Annotated in this window: 18 protein-coding genes and 1 pseudogene; 7 read left to right on the forward strand and 12 right to left on the reverse strand. The window is 56.1% G+C overall.

Annotated elements, in window-relative coordinates:
• Positions 1–781 precede the first annotated feature (781 nt).
• From AAGS40_RS27400 to hmgA, 4 genes are all read right to left on the reverse strand, one after another.
• Complete coding sequence (locus AAGS40_RS27400) at positions 782–1,930, reverse strand: porin (protein ID WP_345816701.1); 1,149 nt, start codon at positions 1,928–1,930, stop codon at positions 782–784.
• 264 nt (positions 1,931–2,194) lie between these two features.
• Positions 2,195–2,863 (reverse strand): maleylacetoacetate isomerase, encoded by a 669-nt coding sequence (gene maiA, locus AAGS40_RS27405; RefSeq protein WP_345816702.1) that lies wholly within the window; start codon positions 2,861–2,863, stop codon positions 2,195–2,197.
• On the reverse strand, positions 2,860–4,167 hold the full coding sequence (gene fahA, locus AAGS40_RS27410) for a fumarylacetoacetase (RefSeq protein WP_345816703.1): 1,308 nt from the start codon (positions 4,165–4,167) through the stop codon (positions 2,860–2,862). Before fahA ends, maiA begins: the two co-directional genes overlap by 4 nt.
• The gene (gene hmgA, locus AAGS40_RS27415; protein ID WP_345816704.1) at positions 4,164–5,498 is read right to left on the reverse strand and encodes a homogentisate 1,2-dioxygenase; all 1,335 of its coding nucleotides are present in this window, start codon (positions 5,496–5,498) and stop codon (positions 4,164–4,166) included. The genes fahA and hmgA overlap by 4 nt, the downstream gene beginning before the upstream one ends.
• Before the next feature lie 354 nt (positions 5,499–5,852).
• On the opposite strand from hmgA, the gene AAGS40_RS27420 reads away from it, so the two are divergent.
• From AAGS40_RS27420 to AAGS40_RS27445, 6 genes are all read left to right on the forward strand, one after another.
• The gene (locus AAGS40_RS27420; protein ID WP_345816705.1) at positions 5,853–6,764 is read left to right on the forward strand and encodes a LysR family transcriptional regulator; all 912 of its coding nucleotides are present in this window, start codon (positions 5,853–5,855) and stop codon (positions 6,762–6,764) included.
• A gap of 93 nt (positions 6,765–6,857) precedes the next feature.
• Positions 6,858–8,117, forward strand: coding sequence for an FAD-dependent oxidoreductase (locus AAGS40_RS27425; RefSeq protein ID WP_345816706.1), 1,260 nt, complete (start codon positions 6,858–6,860; stop codon positions 8,115–8,117).
• A 55-nt stretch (positions 8,118–8,172) separates the two neighbouring features.
• A complete protein-coding gene (locus tag AAGS40_RS27430) occupies positions 8,173–8,898 on the forward strand; it encodes a class II aldolase/adducin family protein (RefSeq protein WP_345816707.1) in 726 nt (241 codons plus the stop codon).
• Positions 8,898–9,851 carry a glyoxylate/hydroxypyruvate reductase A gene (locus tag AAGS40_RS27435; RefSeq protein WP_345816708.1) on the forward strand — a complete coding sequence of 318 codons (954 nt, stop codon included), beginning with the start codon at positions 8,898–8,900 and terminating at the stop codon, positions 9,849–9,851. Before AAGS40_RS27430 ends, AAGS40_RS27435 begins: the two co-directional genes overlap by 1 nt.
• Positions 9,852–9,989: 138 nt before the next feature.
• Entirely contained in the window at positions 9,990–11,402 is a 1,413-nt protein-coding gene (locus tag AAGS40_RS27440; RefSeq protein WP_345816709.1) for an MFS transporter, read from the forward strand.
• A gap of 334 nt (positions 11,403–11,736) precedes the next feature.
• Entirely contained in the window at positions 11,737–12,417 is a 681-nt protein-coding gene (locus AAGS40_RS27445; protein ID WP_345817609.1) for an alpha/beta fold hydrolase, read from the forward strand.
• A 104-nt stretch (positions 12,418–12,521) separates the two neighbouring features.
• Here AAGS40_RS27445 and istB read toward each other — a convergent pair whose 3' ends face one another.
• The 6 genes and pseudogenes from istB to AAGS40_RS27475 all read right to left on the reverse strand — a co-directional run bounded on the left by istB (position 12,522) and on the right by AAGS40_RS27475 (position 18,116).
• Positions 12,522–13,298 carry an IS21-like element helper ATPase IstB gene (gene istB / locus AAGS40_RS27450; protein WP_201130287.1) on the reverse strand — a complete coding sequence of 259 codons (777 nt, stop codon included), beginning with the start codon at positions 13,296–13,298 and terminating at the stop codon, positions 12,522–12,524.
• Positions 13,288–13,896: pseudogene (locus AAGS40_RS27455) on the reverse strand (IS21 family transposase); the annotation flags it as partial. The gene istB and the pseudogene AAGS40_RS27455, both read right to left, overlap by 11 nt.
• Before the next feature lie 832 nt (positions 13,897–14,728).
• Positions 14,729–15,589, reverse strand: a complete 861-nt coding sequence (locus tag AAGS40_RS27460; protein ID WP_345816710.1) for an SDR family NAD(P)-dependent oxidoreductase — start codon at positions 15,587–15,589, stop codon at positions 14,729–14,731.
• Positions 15,586–16,038 carry a DOPA 4,5-dioxygenase family protein gene (locus AAGS40_RS27465; protein WP_345816711.1) on the reverse strand — a complete coding sequence of 151 codons (453 nt, stop codon included), beginning with the start codon at positions 16,036–16,038 and terminating at the stop codon, positions 15,586–15,588. The genes AAGS40_RS27460 and AAGS40_RS27465 overlap by 4 nt, the downstream gene beginning before the upstream one ends.
• 186 nt (positions 16,039–16,224) lie before the next feature.
• Positions 16,225–17,271, reverse strand: coding sequence for an aldo/keto reductase (locus AAGS40_RS27470; RefSeq protein ID WP_345816712.1), 1,047 nt, complete (start codon positions 17,269–17,271; stop codon positions 16,225–16,227).
• A 92-nt stretch (positions 17,272–17,363) separates the two neighbouring features.
• Complete coding sequence (locus AAGS40_RS27475; protein ID WP_345816713.1) at positions 17,364–18,116, reverse strand: glucose 1-dehydrogenase; 753 nt, start codon at positions 18,114–18,116, stop codon at positions 17,364–17,366.
• 164 nt (positions 18,117–18,280) lie between these two features.
• Here AAGS40_RS27475 and AAGS40_RS27480 point away from each other — a divergent pair, with 164 nt between their 5' ends.
• The gene (locus tag AAGS40_RS27480; RefSeq protein ID WP_345816714.1) at positions 18,281–18,856 is read left to right on the forward strand and encodes a TetR/AcrR family transcriptional regulator; all 576 of its coding nucleotides are present in this window, start codon (positions 18,281–18,283) and stop codon (positions 18,854–18,856) included.
• Positions 18,857–19,158: 302 nt separating this feature from the next.
• On the opposite strand, the gene AAGS40_RS27485 is transcribed toward AAGS40_RS27480, so the two are convergent.
• On the reverse strand, positions 19,159–19,827 hold the full coding sequence (locus AAGS40_RS27485) for a hypothetical protein (RefSeq protein ID WP_345816715.1): 669 nt from the start codon (positions 19,825–19,827) through the stop codon (positions 19,159–19,161).
• A 613-nt stretch (positions 19,828–20,440) separates the two neighbouring features.
• A complete protein-coding gene (locus AAGS40_RS27490; RefSeq protein ID WP_345816716.1) occupies positions 20,441–23,131 on the reverse strand; it encodes a type I restriction endonuclease in 2,691 nt (896 codons plus the stop codon).
• Positions 23,132–23,615: the final 484 nt, after the last annotated feature.

Below are 23,615 nucleotides of genomic sequence, written 5' to 3' on the forward strand. Positions count from 1 at the left end.
TGTTAAGGACAGACGAAGCTGTGTATGTTCAGATTGGGCAAGTTGTGTAGGGGGCGTCGACAGTGGTGCGGCGCGCAACAATCGCGCGAGCCGTTCGGACCAGCTTGTTGGCGAGCGCACACATCGCACGTGGTGAGGTCGTTGAGCGAGCATTGCACCGCCCAAGTCTGCCAGGCGGCCCATTCATTTTTCGCGCGCTTGCATGTGTGATCGGGCGCCCAGGACGAGCAACCGTTGACATTTTTCGGCGCGGCGGTTGATTCGAAAAATATTAGTGCCCCCGTAATGACTTGCTGGGGAACGAGCCCAACCGATGCCGCAAAATCGCGTCTGCATCCGTACTGCGTTTGGTGGCCGATCTCTGCGGCCAACGCCGTTGCGGTGACCGGGCCGACCCACGGGGGTGCTCAACAGGCGTTGTCCGATCTCGTTGGTAGGCGAGCTTACGTGGAAGCTCCTGTTCAATCTGCCCAGCTTATCTTCAAGTTACTTGAAATGTTGGATCTGAGAACGCGCAGATTGGCGATCGGATGGATGTCACACTCGACTCTGACCAAGCCCCAAGCTTGATGGATTTTCGCACGAGGCGGCCGATAGCTTCGCCGGCCTTGTCAACGGGGCAATACTGGTATTCCCATCGGCCATACCTCGCGAACATCTGAGCGGTTTCAAATGTCGACTTTTCATTGCCGTGACAAGTGATATTCCTAAATAACTGGAAGCCGGGGCTCTATTAATTGTAGACCCGGCTTGATCTTATTGGATTTGGACTCAACTCAGATTAGAACTTGTGACGAATACCAGCCGTCACGTCGATCTGCGAACGGGAGGTAGAGGGCGAAGCCGTCCATGTAATCGCCTGTGCACGCGGGCCCGAAGCAGTCACCACGTCGGCGAATACATAGACGTCGGTACGCTTCGACAGGAAGTAGTCGGTATTGACCCCCACCATATTCCAGTGCATTGATCGATTGCTGCTCACACCGCCGTAGTTGCCGGTCGTGTAAACGTAACCGGCACCGACGAACAAAGCCGGGCTAATTCTATAGCGCAGCGACGTATCAAAGTTATCGAGGTGCAGCGATGTCTGATCGATGTAAGTGTATCGCACATCCGTCACCACGCCGCTCCACGTCAGAGCGCCGAAATTATAGGCTGCGCCGGCACCGAAATTACGTTGACGATCGACACCAATAACCGTGGTACCCATACTATTCGGACCCTTGTGGAAGGGGATGAACGGCAAGGCATTGTAATCGTCTGCGCTCGCGCCCGACGGATTAACCGCCGATGTCGTAGCCGCCGTACCCGGACGGTCGATATTCGTGAATGCCGCGCCGAAACGGAAGTTCCCATTGTTATAGGTAACCCCGGCCGCCATCATGCGGTTGAACGAAAAATCGGAGTTGTTGCTGAAGCCGTACATACCGGCCAGCGTAAGGCCGTTCCACGTCGGACTGACGTACTTGACCGTGTTGTTGTAACGGAAGCCGCCGAACATGTTGTCGTTGTCGCCGATGTGGACACCGTAGTCTCCCAGAACTGCTGCTTGTTGGAACTGGAGCAGATTGTCCCAGAAGAAGTCGTATTGACGACCCATCGTGAAAGTACCATAGGTCGTCGATTGGAGACCGACAAAGGCTTGGCGACCGAAGAGGCGACCGCCTTGCTGCAAAGCACCCGACGTGAGATCGAATCCGTTTTCGAGGGTGAAGATAGCCGACAGACCGCCGCCCAGGTCTTCAGTGCCACGCAGACCCCAGCGCGTGTTCTGATTAGTACCTGAAGCCAGGCGGACGAGGGAATGGCCGCCGCTGTTGCTGAGATATTGGACACCCTCCGAGAGGATACCGTAAAGCGTTACGCTGCTTTGTGCTGCTGCGAGCTGCGAAAAAAGACCACACGCCGCGACTGCAACCATCTTCTTCATTGAAAGTCTCCGCATATTATTGAAAATTTTTTCCGCGACCAACGATCATCGCGTTATCCAAAATTTCTTAAGTTTCGATCTAACTGATATTTATCTTTCGGGAATTCCTCTCGAGTGAGCTGGGGATGGGTAGGTTCTTTCGGCGGTTCGGATCCGAAAAACGAAATGAAGTTAGGTATCCTAACCAGTTGACGTTGTATATCGTACGTATCAAAGTGCTGCATGGCGTTCCGTTTTTTTTCTCCGGTTTTCCCTAAACGTGACTTATGCGCTGGCGTCCGGCTGTCTGACGGGGTCAGCAGAAGCGAACGCTGGTAGGGTCATCGCAAAGTCGGCAAGTCGAACAATTGTCGGGTAACCGTCGAGCGGAATATCGAAGCGCCGCGCGTTCCAGACTTGCGGAGCGAGGCATACGTCAGCCAGGGTCGGCGCGTCTCCAAATACGAAGCTTCCGACGCGCGAATCCGAGGATAGGCGCTGTTCGAGCGAAGCGAAGCCAAGATCGATCCACTGTCGATACCACGCTTGTTTCCTAGTCTCCGATGCCCCGATTTCGCTCGTGAGGTACTTGAGGACGCGCAGATTAACGATCGGATGGATGTCGCACGCGATCTGCAGTGCAACGGAGCGCACGAAAGCACGGTCAGGTGCGGATGCGGGCAACAACGCGGGTGTGGGATGGAGTTCGTCGAGATACTCGATTATCGCGAGCGACTGCGTGAGCACCGTGCTTGCCGGTCCGTCTTCGATCGTGAGGGAAGGAACGAGCCCATCCGGGTTGACCGCACGGTATGCGGGCTTCAATTGCTCGCCACCGTCGCGCACTAAATGCACCGGCGTCTGAACGCACGGTAAGCCTTTGAGATTGAGTGCAATGCGCACACGAAACGACGCCGAGCTGCGAAAGTAGCTGTGCAGTGTCAGCTCACTCATGCCACCTCCCGCGCGGGGAGTACCCGTCCTGTGCATGAGCCAAAACCGATGCGATAGCCGTCGCCCTGGCACCAGCCCCGAAAGGTCAGTTCGTCGCCATCTTCGATGAATGATCGGGTTTTTCCGGACGCCAATTGCAACGGGCGTTCGCCATTCCAGGTCGATTCGAGAAGCGAGCCGCAGGAGTCGGGCGTCGGTCCGCTGATGGTGCCGGAGCCCATGAGGTCGCCGATGCGTACATTACAGCCGCCGCTGGTGTGATGCGCGAGCTGCTGCGCCATCGACCAGTACATGTAGCGGAAGTTGGTGCGGGAGACCGTCTGCGCTTGCGCATCACCGCTCGCGCGCAGATCGACTTCGAGATGGATGTCGAACGCATGCTCGCCCGAGTGACGCAGATAGGAAATCGGCTGCGGATTCTGCTCCGGCTGCTGACACCGGAACGGCTCGAGGGCGTCCAGCGTCACAATCCACGGCGAAATGGTTGTCGCGAATCCCTTCGAATTGAACGGTCCCAGCGGAACATACTCCCATTGCTGTATGTCGCGTGCGCTCCAGTCATTAAGCAACACCATTCCGAAGATACAGTCTTCCGCGCTTTCGCAAGGGACCGCATCCCCTAGCGTGCTGCCGACACCAACGATAAAACCCATCTCGAGTTCGATGTCGAGCTTTCGGCAGGGAGCGAAGACGGGCCGCTCGCTGTCCGGCAGCTTGATCTGCCCGTTGGGTCGCATGACCGGCGTGCCGCTCACGACGACCGATGAGGCACGTCCGTTGTAACCGATCGGGATTTCGAGCCAGTTCGGCAGGAGCGCGTTCTTTGGATCGCGGAACATCGATCCAACGTTCGTCGCGTGCTCTCGCGACGAATAGAAATCGGTGTAGCCGGGGATTTCCACCGGAAGGTGCAGCCGCGCGTCAGCTTGCGCGATCAATGCACGCTTGCGCAACGCCGCGTCGTCGCGCAATTCCGCGTTGTCCGGCTGCAGCAAAGCGGACAGTCTCGTGCGCAGAGCTCGCCATTGTGCTCTCCCCGTCGCAATGAAAGCATTCAGTGACGCACGATCGAACAGGGCCGCGTCGTGCGGAAGCAGGCCTTCTTTTGTAAGCACTGCCAGATCGACAATCGAATCCCCAATCGCTACGCCGACCCGCGCCGACACGTTTGCGCGATCGCTGAAAACACCGAACGGCAGGTTCTGAATCGGGAAATCGCAATCCGGGGCGTTGGCCGACTCGAGCCAGCTCCTCAGCTTCGGATCGTTGGCCACCTGCCAGTTGCCACCTTGCGCCGCGTTCATGCGGTCTTCTCCTTTGCGAAATTGTTTTTAAGCCCTTGCCAGCACTCAAAGTATTCAGCTTGTAACTGCGATGTCTTGAGCGCGAATTCTGTCGGTCGAATGACACGCGGCGTCTCGAACATGAAGGCCATCGTGTCGTCCACCTTGTGCGGTTTCGTCGTATCGCTGTTCGAGGCCTTTTCGAACGTCTCTGCGTCTGGACCGTGACCGGACATACAGTTATGCAGGCTCGCCCCTCCCGGGACGAAGCCTTCTTCCTTTGCGTCGTATGTTCCGTGAATCAGGCCCATAAATTCGCTCGCGACATTGCGATGAAACCAGGGCGGCCGGAACGTGTCCTCGGCCACGAGCCAGCGCGGCGGAAAAATCACGAAGTCGAGCGAATGCACGCCTTCCGTGTCACTTGGCGATTGCAGCACGAGAAAGATCGAGGGGTCAGGATGGTCGAAGCTAATCGATCCAATGGTGTTGAAGTGACGCAAGTCGTACTTGTAAGGCGCGTAGTTACCGTGCCAGGCGACGACGTCAAGCGCGGAATGATCTATATCGGCACGCCATAAGTGTCCACCAAACTTGGCGACCAGTTCAAAATCGCCTTCGCGATCTTCGAACGCGGCGACCGGCGTCAGGAAATCCCGCGGATTGGCCAGGCCGTTCGACCCAATCGGGCCAAGTTCCGGCAGATCGAGCAGCGCGCCGAAGTTTTCGCAGACGTAACCGCGAGCCGACCCATCCGGCAGCGTAACCGCGAAACGTACGCCGCGCGGCACCACGGCGATCTCGAACGGTTCCACGTCGAGCACGCCAAGTTCGGTCGCAAGCGTCAGGCGACCCTCTTGTGGCACGATCAGCAATTCGCCGTCGGCCGAATAGAAGAAACGATCCTTCATCGATTGCGTCGCGGCATACAGATGAATCGCACAGCCCGACATCGAATCGGAGGAGCCGTTACCGGCCATCGTCACCAGCGAATCGACGAAGTCGACCGGCTCTATGCCAAATGGCGGCGGGTCCCAACGAAGCTGGTTCGGAGGAGTTTTGGGGACCGTCGAGAAATCGCCGACGAGCCGGTTGTTTTCGATAGGCTCAAACGGACGATGGACGGCCGCAGGTCGCACCCGATAGAGCCACGACCTCCGGTTGTGTGCGCGCGGCGCAGTAAATGCCGTGCCTGACAGTTGTTCCGCGTATAAGCCCCTTTTGACTTTCTGCGGCGAGTTCCGGCCAACCGGCAGGACGTTGGGCAACGCTTCAGTCGCGAATTCATTGCCAAAGCCGGACTGATACGGCAAGCCAGCTGCAAGCGTCAAGCCGTGGCGGCTTTCGGACATGGTCACTCCGATCTAACGTTGGATGTTGATTAAGTTGAGTTTCATTTGAGTCATCCTGCGCCGCGCAACTACCCAGCCAAAGAAACATGGTCAGAAAGCCATCGCTCGTAATGCCTGGCGCCCGACAAGTACTGTGTCATGCGAAACGGCGCGGTAGCCCGAAATGTCTGTTCTATGGATGACGCTTAGGGTTCGATACATGGAGCGAGCAGCAGGTTTTGACTAGGGCTTGTCTAGGGTTGGCATCCCATTCTTTCGTGCAGCGGTGCTTACACATACCGAGTCAAGCGAAGTAGACTCCTAAGACGCTCATTTGTAAAATTGCTTTGTAAAATGAATTAATTCGGGATCAAAATGAATGTCACAGCTAGGCAACTTAGGGCGTTCCTGACAGCAGCAAGGCTTGGCAGTTTTACCCGAGCGGCAGAGGAGGTCGCCGTTACACAGTCGGGTTTTAGCTTGATGGTCAAAGAGCTGGAGGGGCAGATCGGGGCGCGCCTTTTCGACAGGACCACGCGGTCCGTTCACATCACCGAAGCGGGGGCAAAGCTCCTTCCAGTCGCGCAACGTATGATCTCCGAACTGGAGTCAGTAGTTGCGAGCATTGACCGGATGTCTGACCAGGCGCGACGGGAGCTTACGATAGCCGCGACGCCCGTTATGGCTGCGAGCATCCTCCCAGGGGTTTGCAGGGACTTTTCAAATGAGCATCCCTATGTACGTCTGCACGTGAGAGACGTTGGTCGCAAGGAAATTCTGTCCCTTGTCGAGTCAGGCGAAGCAGACCTCGGACTCGGCGCGTTCTTCAAGCCGGCCTCCGGGATAGCCCGGAGGCGCATCGGTCGATTCCGCCTTATTTATCTGACGGCGACGTCCACCGGTGGACACAAAGGAGCGGAAGAAGCCAAGCCCAGCGAGATCCCATGGGCGATGCTCCCCGACGAGCCGCTAATTTGCCTCCCTTCCGACAATCCCATACAGCAGGTCATCGATGGATGTCTAAAGGACGTCGGACGCCCCATTGAGCAAAGGGATATATGCAACAACCTCCTTACGGCGATCGCACTCGTTGAAGCCGGGTACGGATCTGCAATCGTCCCCTCATTCGTCCTACCTATGTGCGAACGGTTTGAAGTGACATGCCAAACGCTCGGCAGCCCCGTCGCGCCAATCGACTTCTTTATGGTCACAAAAAAGGGACGGGAGCCCTCGGATCTCGTCGCTGTGTTTGCTGACGCCGTCTCTCAAACGATGACTCACGACTAGGCAAGGCACACGAGACGATTGGTTTCCATTTCCAATGAATTGATTTGATATATTCAATTCCAAAATGGGCCGGCCCAGTGTTCAATAAGTGACATGGCAGTCGTGCTGCTGAACACATTCCGGGAGAATCAATTGGACGCGGGTAAGCCACATGTACTGATTGCGGGAGGGGGTATTGGCGGCCTCACCTGTGCTCTAGCTCTGCTACGACGCGGCTTTGACGTCGACGTGTACGAACAGGCTCCTCAATTGGGGGAGGTCGGTGCCGGATTTCAACTGAGCGCGAACGGCACGCGCTGCCTGTTCGATCTCGGCCTTGAGGCTGAACTGCGAGAACTTGCCACTGAGGCCGAAAGGAAGGAAGTTCGGCTTTGGAATTCCGGCCAGACATGGCCTCTCTTCGATCTCGGGGCGACCTCCGTTGCCAAGTACGGTTTCCCTTATTACCTGATGTACCGCGCTGACCTGCACGGCCTGCTCGCGCGGAGCATTCGTGCATTAAAGCCCGACGCGATTCATTGCGGGTCGAAGGTCAGCGCGTTCGCGCAGAACGAGACTTCCGTCCACCTCCATCTCGAAAATGGCGCCATCGCTAGCGGCGATATTCTCATCGGCTCGGACGGAATTCATTCTGCCGTGCGTCGCCTGCTGTTCGGAGAAGGTACGGCGGAATTCACCGGTTGCATGGCTTGGCGCGGGCTCGTCCCGAGCGAAGCGCTTCCGGAACATCTGCGGGCGAGCACCGCGACTAACTGGATCGGTCCTGGCGCTCACGTCATTCACTACCCCTTGCGCCAGGGCACGCTCGTAAATTTCGTCGGCATCGTCGAGAGAGACGACTGGCAAGTAGAGTCGTGGACAGCCCGCGGCACCACTGAGGAGTGCCTGAACGATTTCAAAGGTTGGAACGCCGACGTCGAGACGCTCATCCGGGGCATAAAGGAACCGTTCAAATGGGCCTTGCTTTCCCGAGCGCCAATGCGTAAGTGGACCCAGGGACGCGTCACGCTACTCGGCGACGCCTGCCATCCCACATTGCCTTTCCTTGCGCAGGGCGCGGTCATGGCGATCGAGGACGGCGTTGTCCTGGCGCGTTGTCTTGAGGCCAGTGCTCGCAAACCGACCGTCGCGCTTGAGACCTATGAAGCGCTAAGAATGGAGCGGACCGCCAAAATCGTCAGAGGCTCCTCGGCCAACGGTGCGCGGTTCCACAATCCCATGCTCGCCGATGCAGATTACGCTGCCGAATATGTGGGCAGAGAGTGGGCTGAGGAAAAAGTTCGTGAGCGCTATGACTGGCTCTTTGAATATGACGCCACGAGCGTGGACGTGACCGGTCGCGCTGTTGTTTAACCAGACTTGATATGGCGCCAGAAAAGAATCGGATGCGTCCAATACAGAGGAAAATATGGAAAACGATACGAGAGAGCTGATTAAAGATCTGGTTTTCGCATTTCAGATTCTCGCTATGGATGACCAAGGTAGCGGGATTTCCGGGCACCTGACGGCTCGCTTGCCGGGAAGAAATACTTTCTGGAGTATCCCCTATGGACTCGGTTTTGAAGAAGCGACTGCCGACGAGATGATCGAGTCCGACTTCAATCTGAAGACCGTTACGGGGCAGAAGAAATGCAACCCTACGCTCAATATCCACACCGAAATTTATGCGCGGCGCCCCGAGGTCACATGCATTTTGCATACGCATTCGGAGGCCTCCCTTGCGCTCGGGGTTATTGGTCAGGTTCTAGAGCCCATTACTCAGAGTGGGGCGTTGTTCTATAACGATATCGTTCTCTTTGACGAATTCGACGGGATTGTCCTTCGCGCCGAAGAAGGCACCAGTATTGCCCAGACGCTCGGAGACAAACGAGCAATTCTTTTGAGGAACCATGGATCGCTCGTGGTCGGGCGCTCGATCGCAGACACCACAATTGCCGCCACAGTGCTCGAGTTCGCCGCGCGCGTGCAATTGCAATGCATGGCGAGCGGAGTATCAAAAAATCTCCCCGAGAAAGAGGCCTTGCAGACGAAGGCATTCCTTCAGAGACCCGATGTGGTCGACCTTCGCTGGCAGTTGTTGACGAGACAGAGCAAACGCCACAACCCTCTTTTCTCGACCGAGCGGACACATTGATGTCATCGCCCGATAATGAACGGCATACGGTTCTGATGTTGCTCACGTCGGACTTTGTCGTTACACGGTACGAGTCACTTCGACGCAAAGCGCCTGAATTGACTATCGTTACCGAGCTCGCTCCCGGGTTGAACGACGACGTGACGGCACTTTTCACCTTCAAATTGCCGACTGGCATCGCTGCCCGCTTACCGAACTTACGACTTGCTGCGTCAGTCGGTGCCGGTGCCGACGGCATACTCAGTGCATCAGACCTCCCTGCTAGCGTGCGCGTCACCCGCGCGTGTGATGACGATCTGGGCCTGAGCATGGCTCAGTATGTTGTCTTGCAGATCTTGCGAGTCTTCCGGGGCTTACCGACCCTTGAGCGGCAGCATGCATCGGGCGACTGGGCTCGGCTTCCGATCCCGGATGCAACGAAATGCACGGTTGGAATCATGGGAGTAGGACAGACAGGATCGGTAGTGGCTCGCGCCGTCGCCAGTCTCGGATTTCGCGTCGTCGGATGGACACGCGCGGCCAGGACAGAAACAGATCTCGAGATCTTTTCAGGGGGGGAAGCGCTGCCTGAATTTCTGAGCCAGTGCGACTTCCTTGTTTGCCTGCTGCCACTAACGGATTCAACGCGCGGGATGTTGAACAAGTCGATTTTTTCAACAGTTCGGAAAGGTTGCTACTTCATTAACGCAGCGCGGGGGGGAATCGTTGTCGAAGACGACCTGCTGGAAACGATCGACAATGAGGAGCTGAGCGGCGCTGCGCTTGATGTCTTTGATCAGGAGCCGCTACCACGGAGCAGTCCATTCTGGGGGCACCCCAAGATACTCGTGACCCCCCACTCAGCTGCGCAGCCCGCTGTCGAGGCGGTCGTTGATCAGTTTATCGAGAATCTTCGCCGACTATCTGCTGGGGAACCACTTATGTATGAGTTAAACCGGGATTTGGGCTACTAGGACGAACTCGTGCGACTGGCGTGACCAGTCAAATCAACAGGCGCGTATCTACATAACGATCGTGACTGCCTGAACATAACGGCTTACTGGAGGCGTAGCGCTGGCACAGGCGCACGCCCGAAGGTTTAGGAGACAAGGATGGAACGGAGAGACAAATTTCTGGATGTCGCGCTTTACATCGATGAGATGCGGGTAAGCAGGAGGCAAATACTCATCTACTTCGTTTGTGCATTCGTCGCCATGGCTGACGGGTTTGACGCCCAGGCGATTGGCTATGTCGGTCCCGCTATCGTACAGGGATGGGGGATAACTCGCGCTGCACTCGGACCAGTGTTCGTCGCGGGACTGATGGGCATGGCTCTGGGGGGCATGCTCTGCGGCATGATGGCGGACCGTGTGGGCCGGCGCCCGGTCGTGATATTCAGCTGTCTGCTATTCAGCGTGTTGACTTTCGCGGCCAGCTTCTCCAATACCGTCCAGACGTTAACTGTACTGCGCTTCCTGGCCGGTCTGGGAATCGGTGGGGCGATGCCCAACGTCGTTGCGCTCACGGCCGAGTATGCACCCAAACGAGTCCGCGCAACTATCTTGATGCTCATGTATAGCGGCTTTTCGCTTGGCGCGGCCCTTGGCGGATTTCTGTCAGCATGGCTTATAGGGGCTTACGGATGGAAATCTGTGCTGCTGTTTGGCGGAATATTGCCCGCGATAGTAACAGTGACCGTGTTACTGTGGCTCCCGGAATCGATCAGATTCATGGCAGCTAAAGGTAATCGAACGGTACAGATCAAGGCGCTGCTCGATAAATTTACGCCCGGTTCCGAATTGCCCGTTGGCACAACTTTCGGTTCCTCTGAACTGCAGGTGTCACACTCTCCGGTCGCTCAACTCTTCGAGTCGAAACGCGCTGTCCAAACGCTGCTTCTTTGGACCATTTACTTCCTTTGCTTCCTGGTCCTTTACCTGCTGTCAAACTGGCTTCCGGTCATGATTCATGACGCCGGATCCACTGTCGGGCAGGCGGTATTTATCACTGCGCTTTACCAGGTTGGAGGCACCCTTGGCTCGATCGTTCTAGGCCGCGTGATGGACAAGTCGCGACCTGCCTCTGTCATGGCACTGGTCATGGGCACCGGAGGGCTCGTGGTCTGTCTCATTGGCGCATTTGGTATCCAATCGCAGATACTGCTCAGCGTACTGGCGGGCGCAGCAGGTGTCACGGTCATCGGAGGGGTCATTTGCTCTCACTACGTGGCGGCAGATACCTATCCTACTGCCCTACGAGCGACGGGACTAGGATGGGCCTTCGGCGCGGGACGCTTCGGCGGGATCGTAGGGTCGCTGTACGGCGGCGCACTATTTTCAATGCACCTCGGATTAAGCAACATGCTTTACGCCAGCGCCGTTCCACTTTTCGTTGCAGCGATTGCTGGCCTTTGCCTTTCGCGCACACGTGGCCCAGATATGCCGACGCGCCGAATTGATGGCGCGGCGTTCGACCAGTCAGACGCGACAATAGCGTCGCCTGACCATCTACGCATCAAGCCCTGAGTGCTGAGGACTGGATTTTATTTCATTCACTAATCCAGCTGATTTGATAGCTTGCCTCAAGCATTTCTTCGCTTGCTATGAAAAGGAGCTCCCGCAACGTGATACAACGAAACGCAATGCGATAGCGCCATCTAGTGGCATGCAACTACTCATCATCTAAATGAACGCCATGAGACACGAAATCACGCGTCGCAAGCTCTTGCAGCAGCTTGCTATCGCGCCAGCCGCGCTCACAGCTTGTGCAAGCCCAAGTAAGTCCGTGTCAAATCAGTCGCACTTTGTCCTTGTTCACGGTTCGTGGCATGGCGCGTGGTGTTGGAACAAGATTGTTCCAATGCTACGAGCAAAGGGGCACCTAGTCACAGCAGTTGATCTTCCGGCTCGGTGGGCGCGACCAGAAGTGGCAGCTGCAACCACTCCTGCGGATTTTGTGGAGAGCGTCGGCCAAGTGGTGCGAGCTTCTCCGCTGCCGGTCGTACTGGTCGGACACAGCCTGGGAGGTGCAACTATCTCGATGGTCGCGGAAGCGTATCCCGACAAAGTCGCACGGCTGGTTTATGTCACCGCTTTTTTGGTCCCACCCGGTGAGACCGTACGTTATATCTCGATGTCGGACAAGGCATCTCTGATTCCATCATCGATACGTCGTGATGCGTCTACAAGGACCACCACGGTCATCCCCGAAAAAGCGAAAGATGTGTTCTATGCAGACTGCTCGGACGATGATGTGCGCATTGCCCTGCAACTTCTTTGTGCAGAGCCAAGCACCATGGGTGAAGCTCGAATGTTGTTGAGCGAAGAGCGTTTTGGCCGGGTTGAGCGTGTGTACGTGGAGTGTCTGCAAGATCGTGCGATTTCCATTGGAACGCAGCGAGCAATGCACGCTAAATTGCCTTGCCGGAAGGTTTTCACCTTAGACAGCAGTCACTCGCCATTTCTTTCTAATGCGGAGCAACTTTCCGACATTCTCGGTTCGCTTGCGTGTACCGGATTCGGTTGCGTGAATACGCTCTAGCAGCTCAGGCGGCCAATCCGGAGCGCCTGCGTGTTGATTTGCACGGAATCCTGACCCACGATTTGCATTGAATTCTGACCCACCCGTTGGACCAGCTTTGCGGGTTATGCGGTGGGTGTCTGGGTCTTCTTTCTCTCCTTCTTTGGCTGCGTCGTGCTGTTTCTGAAACGATAGCTATCGTTGCCTGTTTCTACAATGTGGCAGTGGTGCGTGAGCCGGTCGAGGAGCGCCGTCGTCATCTTTGCATCGCCAAACACACTAGCCCATTCAGCGAAGCTCAGATTGGTGGTGATGATGATGCTGGTTCGTTCGTAGAGCTTGCTGAGCAGGTGGAACAGCAGCGCACCGCCAGTCTGGCTGAACGGCAGGTAGCCGAGTTCGTCCAGCACCACGAGGTCGGCATACACGAGCCGGGTTGCGAGCTGCCCAGGCTTGCCCACCAGCTTCTCCTGTTCGAGCGCGTTGACCAGTTCGATGGTGGAAAAGAAGCGCACGCGGCGGCGGTGATGTTCGAGAGCCTGCACACCGATCGCGGTTGCCAGATGCGTCTTTCCAGTTCCAGGTCCGCCCACCAGAACGATGTTGTGCGCCGAGTCGATGAACTCGCACTGGTACAGCTGCCGCACCAGCGCTTCGTTGGCGTCGCTACAATTGAAGTCGAAGCCGCCAATATCGCGATAGGCCGGGAAGCGCGCCACCTTCATCTGGTACGCGAGTGAACGGACTTCACGTTCTGCGAGTTCAGCCTTCAGCAGCCCGGCAAGCACCAGCGAAGCCGACTTGTACGCTGGCGAGTCTTGCGCTGCAAGCTCGCCTAACGCCTGAGCCATACCGTGCAGCTTGAGTGACTTGAGCATCTGCATCATGACGTCAGGCTGCATGGTTATCCTCCCGGCCCCTTAGTCGATCGTAGCGGCTGACGTTGGCTTGCGGCTCGACGGTCAGTGCGAAGGCCTGCGGCGTCTGCAGCGGCGGCACAGGCGGGCTGTCGAGCAGCCTGCTCAGAATGTTCAGCACCGTCTGCTTGTTCGGTGCGCCGGCCTCGAACGCCAGCTCGACGGCTGCGAGCACCATCTGTTCGTCGTGCAGCAGGACCAGCGCCAGAATCTCGACCATCTCCCGGTCACCGCCGGGACGCTTCAGCAGCACGCCCTGCAACTTGCGGAAGCTGGCTGGAAACTCGGCGAAGGGTGCGCCGTTGCGAAGCGCTCCGGGTTTGCGCTGCAGGACTGCCAGGTAGTGACGCCAGTCGTAGATGGTCTCGCCGTTGTCATGGCTGCGGTTGATCCGCCGGCCGTGTTCCGCAATCACCTGACCTTCGGCGACGAAGACGAGCTTCGCGGCGTAGACCCGCAGGCTGATGGGTCGGTTGGCAAACGACGCCGGCACGCTGTAGCGGTTGCGCTCGAAGGTCACGAGGCAGGTTGGCGAGACGCGTTTGGTGTGTTCAACGAAGCCGTCGAACGGTTGCCCAACCGGCGTACAGCGAAGTAATTTCGTCACCGGCTGATGCCCGCTAGGACAGGGCTGGAAGCCTGTGAGGTGACGAGTTTACTTCGTTTGTCCGCGAAGTAAACTCGTCACTTCGCCTCAGTGCGAAGTAAATCTGTCACTTCCCGTTCGTTGTAGCGACAACTTTCTCTGGCAGGTTGAACACATGGTCGATTTTTTTCGAAGCCTCGATCTGCTTTGCTCTGGCGTCCTCGCGGCGCGCACCGGTAGACGTTTTCCGTCCAAATCTCGGGTGACGCCTGCCGCTATATCGGCGCAGCGCCTTCCAAGCCCGGATAGGGCCGGAAGCAGATCCCGCTTCAACGACACTCTGTCAGCGACCATGCTTCATTGCACTGGACGGGCAACATTGCATCGTCAATGTCTGGACAACGTCTTATGACCGTTAATACCCGGTAGAACTATCGGAAGTGGCCGCTACGGACGATCGTCAGCAAACCCGATTGACTTTGACCGGGAGGCCTTCGGCGTCCGCCATGCAACCGGTCGTGTGCTTGTCCACGCGTATGAAATCGTCCACGCTCATTGCCTCGCGCTTCACGATGCTCAGTCCGGGTGAGCAACGGCTGACCCCGGTACTTGGCTTCATATTCAATTCCAGATGGTGTTACCTGGCAAGTTGATCGTATCGATACTCTTGAAGTTCGCGCGTGCGAGTGGGCTTTCTGGGCATGCGCTTGTGCGGCTGGTGCCCGCTGATATTGACCCATACTAAGGCGTGGAGCCGAAGCGCGATGCCGTCGATGTGGGACATCTGCGGCGCATGCTGCTAATGTTTGGCGAGGTGCTGCGCGCTTTGCTACTTGAGGCGGACCAGGTAGGTAGGCATCGTTCGGTCTTCCGGATTGAAGGCAGTGCATATTGCTCGGTCAACACGGCGTGACGCGCCCAATGTCAAGCAAAGACCGTTTCTCCGGTCCGGCGAAAGCTTGAGACTGAGGGCCTTAGGTGCGGTCGGAAGATGGGCTACACGCTCGATGCAAGTCTTGTGGGCGCTCCATATCGCGGTGCGCAGTGCGGCGAGCGTGACGCGATTCGATATCCTTCCGCAGCTACAAGGCGAGGGCGATGCGCAAGGAGCATCATACTGCGACCGCCCGACATTTTCATAACCGCAAGGCAGGCAGCTTTTGCCTTGGCGGTGAAGATCACGAGGTATAACTCGAAACCTCGAGCGGCAGGAGCGGAAGCTCCATGAGGCAAAAGCTTCGACCGATTGTTGCAATGGAGCTGGCCCGTGAAAGTACGCAAAAACGGGTGTTGACACATTTACTTCGTTTTTGGTGACGAAATTACTTTGTTCTACGTGTATCGCGTGAAATGCACCTAATGCGGTGATAGACACTGCGTGCTCAACCTGCACCGGGTCCAGGTCAGCGATCGGGCCGCGGACCAAGCTGCTGGCGTTATAGATGACAATCTCGGGCGGTCCGATTCGCGCCTCCGCCTCCTTGAAAAGCCGCGCGACCTGGCCGGCGTCGGAGGCATCGACCTGCAGCGCGACGGCTCCCGTCTCGCTCACCAGCGGCGCCAATCTATCGGGGTTTCGCGAGGCGATGATGACGGGAAGGCCTGCGGAACGCAGCGCCCGCGTAAGGGCCGCGCTGATGCCAAAACCGGCCCCGATGATCAGCGCATTGCCGTAAGGAATATCACTCATGGCTTCACCGTTGGTCGAGTGTTGGTGACGAGATCCGGCTCCGGTTCTTCGTCGACGGGAAGCAGATGCCGGTTGAGGATGTCGAGCACTTCGCCCATCCAGACCGGATGGTCGAGGTGGTCAGCGAGTGGACGGCCGGTATTGGGATGAACGAGTACAGTCAGTCCGCAACGATTCGTCATCAGCCAAGGTACGAAGCTGCCGAAGTCACTTGACGAAAAGGCGACCTGATACATTGGCTTCGCATGAGGGCCAATTGGTTGATCGTGCCAGCGACCAAGAGTGACTGAAAAGCGTTGTGCGATATGTTCCCGCAGGACTTCGGCGACACGTCGTTGCGCCGGGCCGTCAAAGTAAATATGCGCGTGATAGCTGCGTATCGTTTCGAGTGGCAGTACTTTCAAGTGTTCCTGCGAGTCTGCCGGCGTCACTGAATTGGTTTCAAGCATTAGCATCTCCTTCCTTTACGCTCCCGCGCCGTTTAAGCCGCGTCGAACAGCGTTTGAGGCATCGCTGGGAAAACGTTTCGCACCCAGCCTTTGCAGCAGTGGGGGTCAGCGCAATTGCAGCAAGAGTGTTCTGTGCATGGCGTCTCGCAGACGCCATGCAGGCTTCCCGGCTATTGAAACAATGCCTCAAGCGACCGGCACTGCAGGCGGATCGAACTCGTCGGCCTTGCCGCCGGTATAGCCCTGGCGGGTTTGCGGTGCGTCGATCACCGTATACGGGAAGATGGGAGTAATCGCGCTTGCCATGTCGAGGCGGCCGATCTGCTCTGCCGAAAGCGTGACTTTCGTCGCGGCCAGATTGCTCTGGAGTTGCACCACCGTGCGCGGCCCGATGATAGGCTGCACGCCCTTTCCGGCAACCCATGCGATGGCGATCTCTCCGGGAGTCGCGCCCGCTTCGTCTGCAACGGCAATCAGCGCGTCGACGATCGCCGTACGTTGCGGGGTATTTTCGGGCTGGAACACGTTGCCGCCAAAACCTTCTCGCCTGCCGGTTTCGCCATTCCGATACTTTCCGGTAAGCATGCCGCCGCCCAACGGTGACCAGCCAACGATCCCCAGCCCTAACGCCTTGCCGGCCGGAAGAAGCTCATGCTCGCTGCTACGTTCCACAAGGCTATATTCCAGCTGGAGACCCGCGACAGGCACCGTACCACGCAGTTCGGCGATGGTTGCTGCACGAGCCACCCGCCAGGCGGGGAAATCGGATAGACCCGCATACAGGATCTTGCCGGCACGCACGAGATCGTCGAATCCTCGGATGAGCTCTTCAAGCGGCGTGACACCATCGGACATGTGCGCCCACAAAAGGTCGATGCGGTCGGTGTTGAGTCGCTTCAAACTGGCTTCCACGGACGCCACCATGGCTTTGCGGCTGTTGCCCGTAATGAGAATGCCGTCCTGAGGCGTGGAGCGATAAGTGAATTTCGACGCCAGCACAAATTCGTCCCGGTGACCACGAAGTAGCTCGCCGAGAATCTCCTCGGACTCCCCGAACTGATATCCGTTAGCCGTATCGATGAAATTGCCGCCCGCTGCCGCGTAGGCTTCAAAAATGCGGCGCGCCTCCGCCGGCTCGGCACCGTGGCCCCAGCGCGTTCCGAAATTACCCGCACCAAGTACCAGTTCGGAGACCCGCAGGCCCGTATGTTGTCCGAACAGTTCGTATCGCATGAACGTTGCTCCTCAATATTGGTGGAGTGCCGAAGCCGGACCCGCCCTGAAATCGGGGCGAACCAGGCTTCGACGATGTCTCCCCGACGGGATCAGATCTGGCTGGCGCCGCCGTCTACAGGTAAGTCGACGCCATTGATGTACGCGGCTTCGTCGGAGGACAGAAACACGGCGGCAGCGGCAATGTCACCCGGTTGCGCAATGCGGCCCAGGGGAATTTGCGATGCCACATGCGCTTTCATTCCTGCCGCTGCATTCGGATCGCCGACCAGGCCGTCAATCGCCGGTGTGTCTACCATCCCGGGGCTGATGACGTTGACGCGAATCTTCTTCGCCTTCAAGTCCAGGAGCCAACCGCGCGCCAGTTGCCGGATCGCCGCCTTCGTCGCGCTGTACACACTAAATGCTTCCATCCCCTTATAGCCCGCTGTCGACGAAGTGAGGATGATTGAGGCGCCTTCAGAAAGCAGGGGAACCGCGTATTTGACGGTGAACACGACGCCCTTCAGGTTCGTATCGACGATGCTGTCGTAATGCTCTTCAGTGATTGCTGGGAGCGGCACAAACGCTGCAATGCCGGCATTCGCGAACAACACATCAAGCCTGCCGCTCTTGTCGCGAATCGTGGCGTAGACCCGCTCGAGATCGGCCACGACAGAGGAGTCGGCACGGATAGCGACGACCTTGCCGCCTATCTCGGCCACTGCGTTATCCAGGGCGTCCTGCTTGCGCCCCGTGATATAGACGATCGCTCCTTCCGCAGCGAAACGCTTCGCCGTGGCCAACCCGATACCCGAACTCCCACCCGTCACCAGGGCCACTTTTCCATTCAATTGACTTGCCATCTGCCTCTCCGAAATGTCAGTTTGCTTACGTACTTTTGTACCGCTCGGTAAGTATCTCGGACTCGACATCACACTGTCAAGGACTTAACATACCGAACGGTAAAAAATTATTGGGTGCTCAAATGGCGATCGGTAGGCCGCGGGAATTCGACGCAGATAAGGCGTTGGACCAAGCCCTCGTGCTCTTCTGGGAGAAGGGCTATGAGGGGACGTCGCTGACGGATCTGACTGAGGCGATGGGCGTCAATAAGCCGAGTCTCTATGCTGCTTTCGGAGGAAAGGAGCAGCTCTTCTTCAAAACCCTCGCCCGTTACCAGGAGCGGCTCGGCGCCTTCGCGGCACCATCGTTGGCGCTACCATCGGCGCGTAGCGGAATAGAGGCGTTCCTGCGCGCCCTGGCGACGTTTCAGAGCGCAAAAGGCACACCTCGAGGCTGTCTGCTGGTGCAGGGAGCGCTTACCGGAAGCGAGGAATCACGACGAGTGGCTCAGGTTTTGTGCGAAGTCCGTGAGTCGGGCGTTGAGATGATCCGGAAGTGTCTGGAGGATGCCCGTAAGCGCGGGGAGCTGCCGTCAAACACCGACATCGGCGCCTTGGCGCGTTACTTCGGCACTGTTTCGCAAGGCATCTCCGTTCAGGCGGCGAGCGGCGTGCCGACCAACGAGTTACACCAGACAATCAGCATTGCGATGCGCAGCTGGCCCGAGACTCGGCCTTCCACGGCAAAAGGAACCCGGTAAGCAATTGGATTTGAGTTCGGGGAAACATTCAGCCCGACCGTAGGCGCTGGTTAGCTCAAGCGCGTCCGTTGCCATGTGTGACCGCAGACGATTGAACAATGGTCGTTCGATGTCCGCTGTTGATTGGCTGTTCAGGGTCGGGTTGAGTCTGTCCGCTCTTCAAGCTCATCGCCAGAAAGCGGCCAGTGGGATTTCGCTGCCCGGAAACGGCCGGTCGCCAGTGCGTACTTACGACCCATAAGCGTCACTCGTCTTGCCGTATTGCGGTCATTCAGAATCGCTTTGGAGCTCGCTTGATGGCGCTAGGACAGTTTTTTGCCTGCAACAACAAAGTGCTTGCTGCTTTCTCCCAAAGAGAAGAATCGCCAGTCCTCACTCCGCGTCCCATCCGGGAACATGGCAAGACAATAACCCTGTGACATGGAAATTCGAGCTCCGCCGAAGTTATCCGCTTGCACGCCTTCGACCACAATCCGGTCTCTCGACTTTGCTGTAGCAGCCGGATTGTCCATCGCTTCGCCTGACAGTAGCAGCGCCATTCGTTTGTCTCGCAAGTTTCCAGCTTCGAAGTCCCATGTTTGCCAATCGAAGTCGTCACCCGGCTCGGTCTCGGGCTCCCATAGATCCGATCTCCCCGTATATATTGACGAGCCGACTTCGAGCCGCCACGGGCATTGTATGTGCAACCCCCATGCGCCAATCAAACGCCGGTTGCCCAGTGGCCCGATGTCCTGCCTAACCGGCCCAAAGTGCAGCGTGAGCATATCCGCAGCCCTGTGACACGCGGAAAGCTCTTCTCCGACCAACACGGACAGGCATTCAACAATCGCCTTCTCGGCTTCGATCATCGGAATTGGTGAGCGAATAGAACGGTTATAGAGGATGAACCTTAGGGATCGACGATTTTCGATGATTTCTCTTGGCTTGTCGAACGTCCCTTCGTGGCCGCCTTGAGGCAACACCGCTGTCATTTTGCTCGCCGCAAACCGGCCATTGCGAAGGGACGGACGAGACCGCAGGAACGCCAGTGGATAGACGCCTTGAGCGGCGACTCTTGGCCGATCTCGGAAACCCCGCGGCCGGGGCGATGGGTCGTGAGACAAGCCAATTGCCTTCGGTGTGGCGTGGCGCGTACCGGGCAGTCGCTTTATCATATCTGCGCATGCAGTTGACAATTTTATTTCGCTCCATCGATTCCGTATGCGGCAAGGCTTTTCAGGCGATGACGCGGCACGCCCGGAGATTGACATATTTATTGTCGTAACGGTGACAGAATTAATACGGTCTACGCCAGTTCGAGCGGGAGCGAACGTTAATAGACTGCCTCCTGAGACGCCGACCGCACAACGTGTGACAGCTTTGGAGCACGTTGGTGACGTTCGCAGAAACAAGCTGAGGGGCGGGAACGGGTCGGGTTGCGTCAAGTCGCTATTCAAATTCGACGCCGGAAAGCGGCCACCGAAAATCCGCTTCCCGGAAGCGGCCAGTCGCAGGTGAGTACTCCCGACCCACATGAGCCGTTTGACCCGAAATGGCTTGGATGACTGCTCTGGACCAGACAAGCGACGGACGCCCCACCCCAACCTATAGCTGTGGCACCTGCGGAATATCGGAGACTGCAACCAATTTCAGGTCAAATTTCCGATGCTCATGATTATATTTCAAGATTTGTACGGTAACCCAATCTCCGGCTTCAAGAGCGTCTATCGTATCGGTCTTCACGCCGTTGAAATTTGACTTATGGACCAAACCACTTCCGTCTAAGCCAAACTCAACGAAAACTCCATAATCTTGCACCGATACTATCTGCGCCTCCAATTGCGAACCGACAGGGTACTCAGCCTCAAGCCGCCCAACGTTTCTCAGAATATCGTCGTTTTCTACCTGCTGCTTCACAAATAATTCGATTTCCGGAATATCAACTAACTGTTCAGTCGATTCGGAATATACCAACTTAGCTTCGCCTAGGAAGTATTTCTCGTAATACGAGGTCAAATAGCCGGTAAGCAAGGCTGCATTGTTGATTGCCGTTTGGCGGCTGTCGGTTCGGAACTTACCCCTTCCGACCACGTTGTCGGCAATAGCCTTCGCCACCTGATTTTCTCGAAATAATACGTCTTCCGCTACTGTCGATAGATAGTTGATGTTTCGCAATAAATCCAAATGCACATGGCCGGCAGGGCCGATCGCAACAAGATCGTTTGGGGATATTTCGTTGGTCTGCGCCTCAGACCTTATGCATTCGGCCGATGTCAGAACCATGATTTCCCGGATAACCGATTTTTCCGGATAACCCGCTGTTTGAAGATCGCTTACTAACGTCGCTATTTGATGGAATCCGAGGGTACGGTTCGGCCCATATTCACGGGCCCGATTCTTTAGCCATTGAAGTACCGCAATCCGAACGAATGGATTGGGTAGCGGGTCAGAGTCATCGGAGGCAAAAAGATTTCTAACATTAGATTCCGTATCGCTATAGTATTTCCGTTTTCCTTTAAGCAAGATTCGTGCAATTAGATGAGGAGGCAGATGATAATCACCATCGGACGCCCTGATCTTCAATATTTGATCCGCGCCAATATATCCGCTCTTACAAAAATCCAAAAGGATTTCCAACCCTTTTCTTATGTTCCGGCCAGCAAGTCCCGATATTATTCGTCTAAATAGCTGGTCTTGAAACAACGATGCGACCATAGATTTTAAATACAAACCCACTTCCGATCGCGCACAATCGACTCTCATTCCGTTAGGCAGAAAGAAACTGAACTTATTGTTCTGCATGTCGATCTCCCTTAGCGCATAGCTAAGGCGCGCATAGATAACACGCTCTAGAAGCGGAGGGTCAATCCGGAACACCAAATCCTTGATCACCGTATCCAAAGGGGGTTCATTATGATACTGATCGTACGTAGTGTCTCGCAACGGCAAAAAAACCATGCAAATGAATGTATTCTTTAGCCACGATGCCACCTCGAACATAAGCAGTTGATCTTCCCGGTTGCGCTTGTCGCAGTTGTCGAGCACCACAACGAGAAGTTTGTTATTGCTTTTGTATAAATAGTCGATGATTCCAGCAAGCGTTGCAACGCTACTTTCCTGAAGCTTGTCGATTTCGTTGAATATCGCATCGATATATTTTTCCGAATCCTTCGGATATAGGGAAGCCTTGCCTCTCTCCACCGCGGCCAGCTGCTTAGCGTAGATCTTTTTCAAAAATGAGATTTCTGAAAAATCGATCTTAGAATGATGTTTCGCGATTGCCGAGATAATTTCTGCGACTATCCACTCATAAATAAGCTCGCGAGACAGCGGGGCCTTATTCAAATTCAAATTCACCCAGTCCGTCGCATTGACTGCGGCTGCGGGCAGCGCTTCCAAACGAAGATAATCCGTAAACGTAGATTTACCAGAGCCCACGCTACCAATTAACAAGCAAATCTCGTTCTTCACTCTGTCGATATTTCCGACCGCTTCCAACACCTCTGTTGGTTTTCTCGAGTCTTCTATCTCTCGGGCATCTACAACGTTACGGGGCATTGCTGCACGAATCAGTTTATCGATAGGCGCCACGTGAGCCTGCTTGCGCTTGGATGTCACGTAAGCATGATGAACGATCGAAGCTCTATCTTCCGGACTGTCTGGGTTGAACAAGTATTTGTACTCTATCGAAACGTTTGTTCCGAACGAATTGTCTCCGATAGTTTCATTAATAACTGCCTTGCCACCGAGCATATGCAGCGGCTTGAAATAGCGGGCAGCGCTCTTTATCGACCCGAGAATTTCACGCGCTCGCGCAGTGAGTGCGGGGTGAGCCGCAAAATCCGTCAGCTTAAGAAAGTCCGGACTTACAGCTGTGAACTCTTCGCTTGCAATCTCAATTATATATTCATCGCTATCCCAGTATCCCGCTAATAGAGTCCTACCGTCGGTTGCCAAAATGCGCTCGCACGGATTAACGTTTCTAGGATACGACGCATTGATTTCGGTTGCATAAAGACGAGCTTCGCGCATCGCCTCTTTTAAGTCTGATCCTGGAGTTTTTGCCTCGATTATCAAAAGCGGCAAGCCATCAATGATTACAGCATAGTCAGGGAAATAAAGATGTTTTTTATTTCCCTTGTCGATGGAGATGCGCTTAATATTCGCTTTGGTTTTAAAATCTCCATTTTTATAACCTAGGCCGGTTGGCAACGCCTCGGTTAGCAATTTCAGTATGAATTTTTGCTCCACGTCACTCTCAGTGATCAATTCCATCTCGCTAAACATACTCGGCATTATTCATCCTTAGATTGGGCATAGCGTCCGGAATTTTTGTGGCTCGCTTGGCATACCAATAATACGACCTTACAGCAAGCACCGCTAGCCAGTCGCCTACAAGGATTGCGGCCTGTTCGCCAACGATTTCGAGCGATACTGCTCGATGGTCAGTTTCCGTGGAACGGCTACGGAATACCGCAGCGGAGGCGGTTGCGCGAGGTCGTACAGGAGCTTGAAAGAAGAGCAACCCGGACAACCTCGAACATCCTGAGTGGCGCAGCGGGAGCACAAGCCCATTCTCATCTCGACGCCGCCTAGGCAACCTGACGAACATGGATCTGGAGTTCGAATGGCCTTTACCAAGAGAAGACGCGCCGTTCAGGCGGCGTAGTAAGCATCGGGGCGAGTGGCTCTTGATGGCCGAGCAGCGACACTATGTCTCAGCCCCGGGTGCTGCGCCGGCGGGCTAGTCCAAGAATCAAGCAAAGCCTGGCCCGTTCAG

The sequence above is a fragment of the Paraburkholderia sp. PREW-6R genome, from assembly GCF_039621805.1.
Classification (GTDB): domain Bacteria; phylum Pseudomonadota; class Gammaproteobacteria; order Burkholderiales; family Burkholderiaceae; genus Paraburkholderia.

Bases quoted from the DNA above. Each gene is read 5' to 3' on its own strand.
- AAGS40_RS27400 (WP_345816701.1), bottom strand. From the start codon at position 1,930: ATGAAGAAGATGGTTGCAGTCGCGGCGTGTGGTCTTTTTTCGCAGCTC.
- maiA (WP_345816702.1), bottom strand. From the start codon at position 2,863: ATGAGTGAGCTGACACTGCACAGCTACTTTCGCAGCTCGGCGTCGTTT.
- fahA (WP_345816703.1), bottom strand. From the start codon at position 4,167: ATGAACGCGGCGCAAGGTGGCAACTGGCAGGTGGCCAACGATCCGAAG.
- hmgA (WP_345816704.1), bottom strand. From the start codon at position 5,498: ATGTCCGAAAGCCGCCACGGCTTGACGCTTGCAGCTGGCTTGCCGTAT.
- AAGS40_RS27420 (WP_345816705.1), top strand. From the start codon at position 5,853: ATGAATGTCACAGCTAGGCAACTTAGGGCGTTCCTGACAGCAGCAAGG.
- AAGS40_RS27425 (WP_345816706.1), top strand. From the start codon at position 6,858: ATGGCAGTCGTGCTGCTGAACACATTCCGGGAGAATCAATTGGACGCG.
- AAGS40_RS27430 (WP_345816707.1), top strand. From the start codon at position 8,173: ATGGAAAACGATACGAGAGAGCTGATTAAAGATCTGGTTTTCGCATTT.
- AAGS40_RS27435 (WP_345816708.1), top strand. From the start codon at position 8,898: ATGTCATCGCCCGATAATGAACGGCATACGGTTCTGATGTTGCTCACG.
- AAGS40_RS27440 (WP_345816709.1), top strand. From the start codon at position 9,990: ATGGAACGGAGAGACAAATTTCTGGATGTCGCGCTTTACATCGATGAG.
- AAGS40_RS27445 (WP_345817609.1), top strand. From the start codon at position 11,737: ATGCTACGAGCAAAGGGGCACCTAGTCACAGCAGTTGATCTTCCGGCT.
- istB (WP_201130287.1), bottom strand. From the start codon at position 13,298: ATGCAGCCTGACGTCATGATGCAGATGCTCAAGTCACTCAAGCTGCAC.
- AAGS40_RS27460 (WP_345816710.1), bottom strand. From the start codon at position 15,589: ATGAGTGATATTCCTTACGGCAATGCGCTGATCATCGGGGCCGGTTTT.
- AAGS40_RS27465 (WP_345816711.1), bottom strand. From the start codon at position 16,038: ATGCTTGAAACCAATTCAGTGACGCCGGCAGACTCGCAGGAACACTTG.
- AAGS40_RS27470 (WP_345816712.1), bottom strand. From the start codon at position 17,271: ATGCGATACGAACTGTTCGGACAACATACGGGCCTGCGGGTCTCCGAA.
- AAGS40_RS27475 (WP_345816713.1), bottom strand. From the start codon at position 18,116: ATGGCAAGTCAATTGAATGGAAAAGTGGCCCTGGTGACGGGTGGGAGT.
- AAGS40_RS27485 (WP_345816715.1), bottom strand. From the start codon at position 19,827: ATGACAGCGGTGTTGCCTCAAGGCGGCCACGAAGGGACGTTCGACAAG.
- AAGS40_RS27490 (WP_345816716.1), bottom strand. From the start codon at position 23,131: ATGCCGAGTATGTTTAGCGAGATGGAATTGATCACTGAGAGTGACGTG.